This window comes from Paenibacillus oleatilyticus, assembly GCF_018998565.1.
In the GTDB taxonomy this organism is placed as follows: Bacteria; Bacillota; Bacilli; order Paenibacillales; family NBRC-103111; genus Paenibacillus_G; species Paenibacillus_G oleatilyticus.
This window is the reverse complement of record NZ_JAHNZO010000019.1, coordinates 67096-79322: the sequence shown is the minus strand read 5'-3', so window position 1 is coordinate 79322 and position 12227 is coordinate 67096. Positions and strand designations below refer to the sequence as shown.

Genomic DNA, 12227 nt, shown 5'->3' with positions numbered 1-12227 from the left:
GCGTGCATTTTTAATACAGAAAGGATTTGGCTCTATTGAATTCTCGTCGTACGACCGCGGCAGCGCTGCTGCTGGCCGCTTTCATGCTCGTATCCGCCGCATGCGGAGACGGCGGCAGCAAAACGCAGACCGACACCGCAGCCGGAACCTCGACGCCCCCCGCCTCATCGAATGCCGGCTCGACCGGCACTAGCGCAGATGCGTCCAAGTCGAAACCGTCCGAGACGCCTGCCGCCTCGACGAACGGGCAGAACCAAGCTACCGGTACCCCAGGCGAGTTAAAGCAGACGGCTCAAACGGATACCAAATCCGGCGCGAAGCAAAACGCCTCTTCATCGGGAAAAACAGGAGATGTTCAGGTTGTCGCGAACCCGGCGGACATTGCGGTTCTTGTCAACAAAACGAACAAGCTGCCGGATAGCTACAAGCCGCAGGACTTGGTTGACCCGAACGTTCCTTTTACGTTCAAAGAAAAGCTTGAAAAGCGCAAAATGCGCAAGGAAGCGGCCGCGGCGCTCGAAAAGCTGTTTGAAGCAGCCAAAAAGGATAACCTGCCGCTGGCTGGCGTCTCCGCTTACCGCTCCCATGAAACGCAAAAAACGGTATACGAACGCTATGTGAAAAAAGACGGCGAGGCCGCTGCGAACAAATACAGCGCCAAGCCGGGGCACAGCGAACATGAGACCGGTCTGGCCATCGACGTGGCCGGCAGCTCGGGCAAATGCGCGGCGGAGGATTGCTTCGGTGCGACCAAGGAAGCGAAATGGCTCGCCGAGCATGCGGCCGACTACGGGTTTATCATCCGGTATCCGGAGGGCAAAGAAAGCATCACAGGCTACCAGTACGAGCCCTGGCACCTCCGTTATGTCGGCGTGGACACCGCCAAAGCGATCGTCAAGCAAGGCGTGACGCTGGAAGAATACGCTAAGAACGCTGTGCCTGTAACGAAGCCAAAATCCTGACCAGCTTCGCAAAACGCAACAAACGCCTGATTCTTTTTCCGCAAAGGATGAAGAATCAGGCGTTTTGTTTTTTTCTCTGTGCGTCCTGTATTACGGTTTATATACTTCGATGGAGTATATGCTTTCCTCTCCCTCGGTTTTCACCTTGGCGCCCAATTGCTCGGCTACGAACCGGACCGGAACGTAGAGCGTATCTTCCTTCAGCACGGCGGGAGCGCCGATGCTTTTGTCGGTTCCGTTCACCCGGGCTGTCGCGCTGCCCGCTTGCAGTACGATCTCCGTCTGGGAGCTCGCGATGGTCATCGTTTTCGCTCCCGCATCCCATGTCACCTTATAGCCAAGCCCTTCCCCGAGCTCTTTCCCTTGCACATAGGCGGTATTATTGCCCGAAATATAAGCGGCATTATCATTGTAGGCCGGATAAGCCTCCGTCTCCTCTGCCTCTGCCGCCGGTACGCCGTCCAGGTCGGATTCGGACCAAATGTAGAAGTACAAATACTTCTCCGTAATCCGAAGCTGCTCTTTCAACAGCTTGTAGAACGCCGAATCTGGCTGCACAACCTGTCTCAAGTTGTCCTCGTTCGATAAGTCCTCGTAGAGGATCGCATCCTTCGCGGAGATCATGTCCGGCTTCACATTTCCATTGATGTTCCAGCGATCCATCCGGACGGTAAGCTTGCCGCCGCGGATTCCGTCTTCCATTCCCGGGGGACTTTGCATGGCGATCTCGGCGTTCCATTGGCGAATGTGCTTGCTCTCGTCGACGAATACGTCCGCTTTGAGCTTGGATTGGCTCAGCAGCTCCTGCTCCCAAGCCCCGCCCGTTTCGGAGGTCAAATAAAGCGCAATCGCTTTGGCACCCGTATAAACCGCTTCCGTACCGAGCTGCCGGTCCTGGAACAGCTCCTCCGCGAAGCCAAGCTCTTTTAGCTCCGGATGGAACTTATCATAGATGACGACAGCCAAGTCACGCAAGCCTTGGTCGTCCAAAGCTACGTTTTTAAACGTTGACCGGAATAACGAAGCAAATTGCTCTCCCGATACATCGAACCGGAGCTGATGTCCGCTTACCGTCTGCCCCTGAATCGTTTCCGTCTTCTTGTCTACGGCAAGGGTAGCGGCGTTTGGAAGATTTTTGGCAAGGAGACTTATCGCTTTGTTGGTCACCTCTTGTTGATCTGCCAAGCGAAATTCCTTCAATAACCTTTGCAGCCTATAAACCCAATAATCGTCGTACATCGTCACCTCATGGGACAGACCGGTGAGCTCGTTCGTACGCCAATCGGCAATGACAATCGGCTTGTTCGCGCCTTCCACGGTTAACACCGCAACATCCTTATCCATGGAAACGGCAAACGGAACGTTCAGCTTGGCAGCAGTGAGTGACCCTTTGGCTGACATCGTCTGCTCTTTTCGATTCACCTTCAGGCTGGATATGTTTAATTGAAATCCGTTCCAAAAGGCCGCTCGTTCCTTCTCGGATTCAGACAAGGCACTCGTTTCTCCCACATCGTATTGCAGCGCCATCGACAGCGAAGCCTCGTAAGAATCCGTCTTCAATTCGTTTTCGATGGCCTGATTCATATCCAAACCGCCAAGCGGCTGGCAGCCGGCCGTAAAAACAAGAGCTGCGCTCATGACCCATGCGCCGATTTTTTTAAACAACGGGCATCTCTCCTTCGGTAGTCTTATGTACTTGACTAAAGATTCGATGAGATGGAACGCATTTCCTTCTTCCGTAGCTTTGCAAAAGAAAAAGACATTCCCGCATAACGAGAACGTCACATTTGGCCGGTCAGCGTGCCGACCGCATATCCGGTGACGGAGACGACTAACCAGACGATAAGGCCAAGAATCATTGGCCGTACCCCGGTGGCGGTCATTTGCCGGAAGTCGGCGGATAAGCCGACCGCGGTCAGCGCCACCACGATCATAAACTGCGCCGCCAGATGAATCCAGTGCAGGAGCTGCTCCCCGAAAAGTCCGAGCGTGTACAACAGTGAAGCGGCGAGAAACCATAAAATAAACCAAGGAAATACCTGCTTGATCGAAAACGATCCTCTCTCAGAGGCAGCCGCAGCTTCCCGCTTCTTGCTCCAACCGACGACGACCGCCATAATGATCGCGATCGGTACGATCATCGTGGTGCGCGTCAGCTTCACGATGGTGGCGTAATCCCCTGCGGCAGTGCTGAACGCATACCCTGCGGCGACGACGGAAGAAGTGTCGTTTACCGCGGTGCCCGCCCATAGACCGAACCCCGCATCGGTTAAGCCGAGCGCATGCCCAAGCGCCGGAAAAACAAGGACTGCGACGATGTTGAACAAAAAGATCGTCGAGATCGAATACGCGATTTCCGCTTCCTCCGCTTCGATGACCGGCGAGATGGCCGCGATCGCCGAACCGCCGCAAATACCGGTGCCCGCCCCGATTAGCGTCGCCATGCGCGGCGGAATGCGAAGCAGCCGCCCGAAGCCGTAGGCCGCGGCGAACGAAAGCAGCAGCGTGACGATCATGACCGCGAACGTCTCCGTGCCGGTCTTCCATACCTCCGACAGGCTGAGACGGCAGCCGAGCAGGATAATTGCCCATTGCAGCACTTTTTTGGAGCAAAAACGAATGCCCTGCCATGTATTTTGCGGCTTGCGCCATAGATTGTTCACCAGGATGCCGATCACGATGCCAAAAACCGAGCCGCCGATCAGCGGAAACAGCAGGCCGAGCCCGTAGGCCACGGCCGCAATAACTCCCGTGAGCGAGAGACCCGGGCCGAGCGATTTCAAACCGTTCATAGTGCTTCCCCCCGATTCCCATGTACTTCCGACAGGTGTAATCGTAAGAGATTCGGGAGGAAAACACAAATACGAATCCTTGATGCTATGAATAAGCTTTTATTATGCTTGACGGGATGGCTTTAAATTTTAATCATGAAGAGGCGGTACAGAAGCGCGATGACGGCACCGGTCCAGAAGAGCGCGGGAACATGCAGCCAAGCGGCCGCTCCGCCAGTGACGACAACGATCAGAAGAGCTATCAAAGAAGGATACAGACGGGAAGCGGCAGCCGTGCCGTCCCAATAAGTCAAAGCGTCCAGCAGCCGGTCTTGCGTCTTCGCCTCGGCTCCGCAGTGAGGGCAGATCGATGCGTCCAAGGGTTGAACGCCGGAGCAGTGAGGACAACGTGCCGTCATCGGAATCACCCATTCCTTTCGGTTAATTCATAGTTATTTTATCGGATAAATAAAGATATTGCAATCCTCCTTGGGGCCTAACGCAAAAAAAACTTGCCGCCTATACGACAAGCCAGAGTGTTGAGAAAGTGTTCAAATGGGATTATAGAGGTTACGAGGGGGTGGGGTATCCACTTCCGACCGCTGTTGTCATCGGGAAATTTGATTGGAAGCCGCTTAATAGCGGACATTTCCCGATGACAAAGGCGGCCGCTATCGCTTCTCCAGTGGATACCCCACCTACGTTTTCTTCTCTGTTTTTGTAAAAGCCCACTTTCTCAACAGCCTAAAGCTTTTTGCGACTTCCTTATTTTTTCGCTAAATACTTCCGAATATCAAAAGCGACGGCGGCGACGATAATCAGCCCTTTAATAATGAGCTGCCAATACGGGCTGACGCCGATGAAGGTCAAGCCGTAGTTGATAACGCCGAAGATAAGCACGCCGGCCAGCACGCCCGGCACGGTTCCGATTCCGCCCGCCGTCGATACGCCGCCGACCACGCACGCGGCAATCGCGTCGAGCTCGTACATGTTGCCGTAGTTGTTCGTCGCGCCGCCCGTACGGGCTGCCTCCAGCACGCCGCCCAAGCCGTACAACGCGCCTGCGATCGCATAAATATAGATCAGGTTGCGCTTGACGTTGATCCCGGAAACGACCGCCGCTTGGCTGTTCCCGCCGATGGCGTACATGTTTTTGCCGAGCCGCGTCTTGTTGAAAATGACCCAGACGATAAAAGCGACGACGATCGCGATAATGACGATATACGGCAGCGAATACGGCCCGTTCGGACCGATGAAGCCGGTGCCGATGGTTGTGAAGTCCTGGCGCAGGCCGGCGATCGGCTGCGATTCGTTCGGCTTCAGGTCGAAGTAGATCGAGTTGGCCCCGTAGACGATGACCATCGTGCCCAGCGTTGCGATGAACGGCGGCACGCTCAGCTTGGATACAATCCAGCCGTTGATCAGGCCGACGAGCAGTCCAGCGGCAATCCCGATCAAGATCGGCGCCCAGACCGGCAGATCGGGCATGTCCGGGAAAAACCTCCGTGGGTAGTCGGCCGTCTGCAGCATCGAAGCGGACAATACCGCCGTCAATCCGACGACGCGTCCCGCGGACAAGTCGGTTCCTCCCGTAATCAGCACGAACGCGGCTCCCAGCGCGATAATGGCGCGGGTCGAGTTTTGCAGCAAAATGTCCCGCAAAATATCGACCGACAAAAACCGCGGATCGGACGCCGCAATGCCCGCTACGAGAAGGATCAGAACGATATAAATGGCATATTGCGTAAAAAAATGATTTAGCTTTCCCGTCTTCATAAGCCCGGTTCTCCTCCTTCGCGATGTCCTCTTCTAGTTGGCGGCAAGCCGCATAATTTCTTGTTCCGTCGCCTGCCGTCCGTCCAGGATGCCCGTCAGCCGCCCCTCGGACATGACCATAATGCGGTCCGACATGCCGAGAAGCTCGGGCATTTCCGAGGAAATCATGATGATGCTTTTGCCTTGCTTGGCCAGATCGGCGATGATCGTATAGATCTCGAATTTGGCCCCGACGTCGATGCCCCGGGTAGGCTCGTCAAGTAGCAAGATGTCCGGCTCGGTCAGAAGCCACCGCGCCAGCAGCACCTTCTGCTGGTTGCCGCCCGACAAGTTTTTGATCAGCTCCTTAATCGAAGGCGTCTTGACGCGCAGCTTCTCGACGCTTCCGGCAACTTCCGCCCGTCCCTTCCGCTCGTTCAGCAGGAAGAACGGATTGATATACCGGTCCAGATTGGCGATCATCGTATTTTCCAGAATCGACAGCACGGGAAAAATTCCCGTCACCCGCCGCTCTTCGGTCAGCAGCGCGATCTTGTGCTTCTTGGCATCGGTCGGCGATTTGATCTTGACCTTGCGTCCGCGGAGACGGATCTCGCCGGAAGCGACCGAGCGCAGGCCGAACAGCGCTTCGATCAGCTCGGTCCGCTGCGCGCCGACAAGGCCGCCTACGCCCAAAATCTCGCCCTCTCGCAGCTCGAACGATACGTCCCGGAACGATTTTGGAAAAGGAGAGGTCAGCTTTTCCACCTTCAGCAGCACGTCGCCGGGCTTGTTGTGGCGCTCCGGAAAGCGCTCCTTCAGGTCGCGGCCGACCATCCGGGAGATGATGAGATCCGTCGTCAGCTCGACCGCCGGCCACGTGCCGATCAGCCTGCCATCCCGCATGATGGTCACGTCGTCGGAAATGCGGAGTATTTCCTCCATTTTGTGGGAAATATAAATGATGGATACGCCGCGCCCGCGCAGCTCGTTAATGATCTTGAACAGCTGTTCCACTTCGTTGCCCGTCAGCGAAGACGTCGGTTCGTCCATCACGATGACTTTGGAGCGGAAGGAGACGGCTTTGGCGATTTCGAGCGATTGAATCTTGGATACGGACATCGAGCCCACCAAAGCGTTCGGATCGATATCCATATCCAAATCCCGAAACAGCGCAAGCGTATCCTCGCGCATTTGTTTCTCGTCGACGAGCTTAAACGGCCCGAGCCCCTTCACCGGAAAACGTCCGAGCCAGAGGTTCTCCATCACATTGCGGTGCGGCACCGGGTACAGCTCCTGATGAATCATCGAGACGCCCAAACTCAGCGCATCCTTCGAGTTGTTGATCTCCACTCTCTGGCCGTCCAGGACGATCTCGCCGCCGTCCGGCTTGTAAATGCCGAACAAGCATTTCATCAGCGTAGACTTGCCTGCGCCGTTCTCTCCCATCAAGGCGTGCACCGTGCCCGGGCGTACCTTCAAGGTGACGCCGTCCAGCGCTTTGACGCCGGGAAATTCCTTCGTAATTCCGTTCATTTCAAGCAAATATCGGGTTTCCGTCATGCCAAGGCCCCCTCGCGTAAGGATGCGCGCATACGGCAAAAGGGGCAACGTCCGCAGCCATTGCCCCTTGCCGCTCGGCCGGGTAGCCGATTATTTCGCGTCATTCATGTTTTCTTTAGTGATTTTTTTGTAAGAGATCCAGACGTACTTGCCGTCGGTGATGTCATAGCCAGTGTTTTCTTTGGTCGGCGTCTGGCCTTGCGCGAGCACGTTCGCGATGCTGAACGTCGCTTTCCCCTGGTTCTTCGCGTCGTTCAGCACGGTGCCGAGCAGCGTGCCTTCTTCGAGCGCTTTGAGCGCAGGCGCCGTGGCGTCAACGCCGACGACCGGAATGAATTTGTTGTCTTTAAAATAGCCCTTCGCCTTCAAAGCTTCGATCGCGCCAAGCGCCATGTCGTCGTTGTTGGCGAAGACGGCTTCGATTTTGTCGCCGTGGGAAGCGAGGAACGCAGCCATTTTCTCCTGCCCTTTGACGCGGTCCCACATCGCGGTGTCTTCCGCCAGCTTCTCCACCTTGATGCCTGCGTCTTCGACGGCTTTGATCGCGAACTTCGTGCGCAGCTCGGCGTCCTGATGCCCCGGCTCGCCCTTCAGCATGACGTATTGCAGCACGCCGTCCTTGTTTTTGTCCGCTGTGGGGTTCGCTTTGAAATAATCGACAATGAGTTGGCCTTCCATCGTGCCGGACTGCTCCGCTTTCGCGCCGACGTAGTAGACTTTATCCCATTTTTTCATGTCGTCGGCCAGCGGCTCGCGGTTCAGGAACACGACGGGGATGTTCGCGTTTTTCGCTTTGTCGATGATGACGCCCGCTGCCGTACGGTCGACCGGATTGATGGCGAGCGCGTTGACCTTCTTCGTAATGAACAAATCGACCTTGTCGTTCTGGGTCGGCTGGGAGTTCTGGCTGTCAACGATGTCCGCCTTCGCTTTGCCTTCCGCCGCTTGGGAAATCGCGTTCCGTACGCCCGTCATGAACGTATCGTCGAATTTGTAGATGGCAACGCCGATGGTTGGGTTTTTGGCGGCACCGGCATCGGGCTTGGCGGCCCCTCCGCCCGCATTCGTGTTCGCGCCGCCCGCCGGAGCATTGCCGGAACTGGAACAGCCGACAGCAGTGGCAAGCAGGGCTGCCGCGACGATCATGGATACAGCTTTCTTTTTCATAACATCTGACCTCCTGTTTTTTTGCATGACGTTACGTTGGGTTAGCTACGTTCCCATTATCTTGGATTTCCGGTAAAAAACCCATTCAAAATTCTCATGTGTTTTATCGAAATCCTCATGTGTTTGGGGGAGGACGCAAAGAAACGTCCTTCGAATTTCAAAGGACGTTGAGTGTGTGGAGAAAAGTGGTCGGTTTTAGAGAATAGAGGGTTACACGAGGGGGGCGGGGTATCCACTTCCGACCGCTGTTGTCATCGGGAAATTTTAATTAGAAGCTGCTTAGCAGCGGATATTTCCCGATGACAAAGGCGGACGCTATCGCTTCTCCAGTGGATACCCCACCCGCTTATGGTTCTCTATTTTGTCAAAAACACTTTCTCAACACTTTGGACCGCCCTTCAGATTCTAAGGACGTTTCTTTTATAAGGTTGGGCTAGGGATTCGCAGGCCTATCTTGCTCGATCAGCTTGGCGTGGAGTACAAGTCTGCCCTTCGCAGGGTCGAGCGTATAGTCGCAGGTTGAGAGCGTGAGGATGCGGTCTTCCGCCCCGAGGACGGCGTCCGTTTTGTACAGCGATCGCTCCTGTAGGCTCTGCAGGAAAGCAGCGTATTCTTGTTCGTTACCGAAGCCGGTCTGAATATAATTCAAATCCGCAGTCGCCGGGTAGACGGAGAAAATCTCGGCCCGATAGCTGTGATACAAGGTATCGTATTGAAAAGTGAGATTTTCCTTAAAAAAATCATCTTTAAGAAATTTTTTCAAATCACTGAACATAGAGCCGTCCTTCATGCGATGACCGTAAATCACTGTGTTCGGCTGAGCTTTGCCGATATCGTTGCGAAAGTCGAGGAAAATGCTGCCGGCGCTCGCCTCCTCGCCCTTATAGTTCCGGTTCAAATAATAGGCGTTGTCCTTTCCTTGGACAACTGGATAATCGATTGCCGTATTCCCGATTCGGATCCAGCCGACCACGTCTGGATTCACGTCGAGCAAAGTCTTAAATTGAGCACGAGTCTCCTTGGGGGATTCCGTCTGCTGAGCCTCCTCCTTCGGGGCTACCAAGGTCTCAGCGCGAGGCAGCTCGGGCTCTGCGTGCCCACCGTACAACTGCCGGGCTTCGGCCATGACGACCCGGTTGTCGTGGTAGCTTCGGAGAATACCGGCTAACTCGTACCCGGAAAACAGCATCAGTCCCAGGCAGAGCGGCGTCAGCCATTTTCGAATGTGCAAGTCATCACCTCAATACCGGTCAAATGCCGACCGGAATCATATACAGTCCGGCAGCTTCTTCATGCTTGACGATCACATCCACGCCATAGATCGTCTTGATCGAAGCTTCCGTAATGACCTCGTCCGGCGGGCCTTGCATCTGAATCTCGCCGTTCTTCATCACGATCAAGCGGTCGCTGTAACGGATCGCCTGATTGATGTCGTGAAGCACCATGACAATTGTAAGGCCGTGATCGGCATTCAACTTCTTGATTAATTCTAATAGTTCAATTTGGTAATAAATGTCAAGAAATGTTGTCGGCTCATCCAAAAATAACATCGGCGTGCTTTGCGCCAAAGCCATTGCTACCCAGGCTCTCTGCCTCTCGCCCCCGGACAATTGGTCGAGCGTTGCCTGACGCTTTTCCAGCAGGTTCGTGCAGGAAAGCGCCCACTCGACAGCCTTGTCGTCCTCCTCACGGTGCGGGGCTAGCATGCTCCGATGCGCGATCCGGCCAAAGCCCGCCAGCTTCTCCACGGTGATGTCCGAGGGCGCGTCGTTCTGCTGGTGGACGACAGCCAGCTTTCTGGCCAGCTCCTTCGGCTTGTAGCTGCGAATCGCTTTCCCGTCCAGCACGACCTGTCCGCTGTGCGGAGCGTAGTTTTGCGACATCACGCCGAGCAGCGTCGACTTGCCCGATCCGTTCGGGCCGATAATGGTCGTGATTTTGCCGGGTTCGATCCGGCCGTTCACCTGCTTGAGCTGGTCGCGCTTCTTGTCGTACGAAAAGCTGACCTGTTGAATTTCCAACTTAATGTCCATGGACCCGATCACTCTTTCTAAGCAGAAATATCAAGAAAGGCCCCCCGATCACCATCATAATAATCGAGGCCGGAATTTCGGCAGGCGCCAGCACCGTTCGTCCGAGCGTGTCCGCCGTCAAGATCAGCAAGGCCCCCGCCAGGGCGGAAAACGGAATAAGCACCTTATGATCCGAGCCGACGAGCAGCCGGGCGATATGGGGAACGAGCAGCCCGACAAAAGCGATAAGCCCTCCGATAGCCGTGGCAACACCCGCAAGCAGGACGGCGACGGCAGAGATCAGCAGCCGGGCGCGCGCGACGGGAAGACCGACGTTCCGGGCCGATTTGTCCTGCAGCGCAAGCACGTTGCACCAGGAGCACAGCAGCAGCGAGAGAACAAGACCGGCAGTGCCGTAGATGAGAATCATTTCGACGTCGCTCCACGTTTTCAGGGGAAACGTAGACGTTGTCGCCTGATTGACGCTGGTCACCGCATAGCTGCCTCTATAATTAAACGATTGTCCCAAGCCGGTAAACATCGCGTTGATGGCGATTCCTACAAGAATAATCCGAATCGGGCTGAGGCCCGATTTCCAGGAGAACGAATAGACCAGAAAACATGCCAAAGCGCCGCCAAGAAAAGCAAAAAACGGCAGCCAGAAGAAAAGACCCGGGAATAGCGAGACCATCAGGATAGAAACAAACCCGGCTCCCGAAGAGATGCCGATCACGCCGGCGTCCGCAAGCGAGCTTCGCATCACGGCTTGCAGCAGCACGCCCGATACCGCCAATGCCGCTCCGACGAACAGCGCGACGATGATCCGGGGCAGACGCAGGTCGCGGATGACTTCCACTTTCTTGTTTTCGCCGGTAACCAAGCCTTGAATCAGCTCGAAACCGCCGACCTTGATGCTGCCCGTCGTTGCGGATACGATGACCATGATGACGAGCAAAAGGATGACGGCCGCCAGGCTCCAAATCGTTTTGTTCATGTGCAAACGTCCTCTGTCACTCCATAGTTTTACGGGTACAGCATGTTCGTCACAACGTCCAGCGCTTCGATCGCCGCCAGATTTCCCGTTGTCCCGAACAATCGTTCCTTCAGATCGTATACCCTGTTGTTTTTTACCGCATCGAAATGCTTCCAAATGTCGTTTTTCTTAAATTCTTTATCGAACATTTTGACGACCTCTTCCGGCATCCCGTGAGCCGCCCGCAAAATGACGTCCGGGTTCGCCTGCTGGAGGTATTCCGTATTGGAGGCCAAATATTCCACTTTTTCGCCCTGTACGATGTTTCTCCCGCCGGCCAGCTTCACCAGATCGCCAATGTACGAGTTCTCCGTCGCCACCAGATAGCTGCCCGGCACGCCAAGCAGAATAAGCACGGACGGGGACGGTTTGCCCGCGATCCGCTGCTTGATTTCGGCGAGCTTCTTGTCGTATTGGGCTGCGATCGCTTCGGCCTGCTTCTGCCGGCCATATTTGCCGCCCAACGTCTTGATGGCCTCGTTCATTTTGTCCAGACTGGTCAGATCAAGAAAGCTCGCTTCGATCTCTGCATTTTTGAAGACCGGCTCCAAGTCGTATTGCAAGGTCGTCACTGATAATACGTCCGTCGGATCGAGTGACTTCACCAGCTCCATGTTCGGGCTCATCGGATTGCCTATTTGGGGCAAGGACGCATAGCGCTTGGGCAGCTCCTTATAGCTGGTCGGAATCCCGACCAAATCGACCTCCAGCGCATCCATGATTTCCGCAGCCGCCACGGTCGTGGCGATGATCCGATGCTCCGGCTGCGTCGTTACCGCCTCCGTGCCTGTATTCGCAGCAGCGGTACCATCAGTGTTCGCCTTCGCCGAACAGCCTGTTATGAGCAGCAGGAGGACGATTGCAGCACTCAGCCATTTGCCCATCTTGGCGATTTCTCCTTTCCTGAAAAAATTACGGAGGACGCCGGTCGCCCGGCATCCCCGCTCATCCGATTTGTGAGGCT

Annotated in this window: 11 protein-coding genes; 1 reads left to right on the top strand and 10 read right to left on the bottom strand. The window is 55.4% G+C overall.

What is annotated here, in order from left to right:
• Positions 1-35 precede the first annotated feature (35 nt).
• Positions 36-962, top strand: coding sequence for a M15 family metallopeptidase (locus KQX66_RS22775; RefSeq protein ID WP_438804207.1), 927 nt, complete (start codon positions 36-38; stop codon positions 960-962).
• Between the two features lie 90 nt (positions 963-1052).
• Here the strand turns inward: KQX66_RS22775 and KQX66_RS22770 are convergent, their stop codons facing one another.
• The 10 genes from KQX66_RS22770 to isdE form a co-directional block, all read right to left on the bottom strand.
• Complete coding sequence (locus tag KQX66_RS22770; protein ID WP_216795094.1) at positions 1053-2627, bottom strand: copper amine oxidase N-terminal domain-containing protein; 1575 nt, start codon at positions 2625-2627, stop codon at positions 1053-1055.
• A gap of 116 nt (positions 2628-2743) precedes the next feature.
• On the bottom strand, positions 2744-3754 hold the full coding sequence (locus KQX66_RS22765; RefSeq protein ID WP_216795093.1) for a YeiH family protein: 1011 nt from the start codon (positions 3752-3754) through the stop codon (positions 2744-2746).
• A gap of 122 nt (positions 3755-3876) precedes the next feature.
• Entirely contained in the window at positions 3877-4152 is a 276-nt protein-coding gene (locus KQX66_RS22760; RefSeq protein WP_216795092.1) for a hypothetical protein, read from the bottom strand.
• A 346-nt stretch (positions 4153-4498) separates the two neighbouring features.
• A complete protein-coding gene (mglC, locus tag KQX66_RS22755; protein ID WP_216795091.1) occupies positions 4499-5509 on the bottom strand; it encodes a galactose/methyl galactoside ABC transporter permease MglC in 1011 nt (336 codons plus the stop codon).
• Positions 5510-5542: 33 nt separating this feature from the next.
• Positions 5543-7051 carry a sugar ABC transporter ATP-binding protein gene (locus KQX66_RS22750; protein WP_216795090.1) on the bottom strand — a complete coding sequence of 503 codons (1509 nt, stop codon included), beginning with the start codon at positions 7049-7051 and terminating at the stop codon, positions 5543-5545.
• Between the two features lie 90 nt (positions 7052-7141).
• The gene (locus KQX66_RS22745; RefSeq protein WP_216795089.1) at positions 7142-8218 is read right to left on the bottom strand and encodes a galactose ABC transporter substrate-binding protein; all 1077 of its coding nucleotides are present in this window, start codon (positions 8216-8218) and stop codon (positions 7142-7144) included.
• Positions 8219-8651: 433 nt separating this feature from the next.
• Positions 8652-9449: a class B sortase gene (gene srtB / locus KQX66_RS22740; RefSeq protein ID WP_284439840.1), complete on the bottom strand. Its 798-nt coding sequence runs from the start codon at positions 9447-9449 to the stop codon at positions 8652-8654.
• Positions 9450-9468: 19 nt separating this feature from the next.
• Positions 9469-10239 carry an ABC transporter ATP-binding protein gene (locus KQX66_RS22735; RefSeq protein ID WP_216795167.1) on the bottom strand — a complete coding sequence of 257 codons (771 nt, stop codon included), beginning with the start codon at positions 10237-10239 and terminating at the stop codon, positions 9469-9471.
• A 1-nt stretch (position 10240) separates the two neighbouring features.
• Positions 10241-11224: a FecCD family ABC transporter permease gene (locus tag KQX66_RS22730; protein ID WP_216795088.1), complete on the bottom strand. Its 984-nt coding sequence runs from the start codon at positions 11222-11224 to the stop codon at positions 10241-10243.
• Between the two features lie 29 nt (positions 11225-11253).
• A complete protein-coding gene (gene isdE, locus KQX66_RS22725) occupies positions 11254-12147 on the bottom strand; it encodes a heme ABC transporter substrate-binding protein IsdE (RefSeq protein WP_216795087.1) in 894 nt (297 codons plus the stop codon).
• Positions 12148-12227 lie beyond the last annotated feature (80 nt).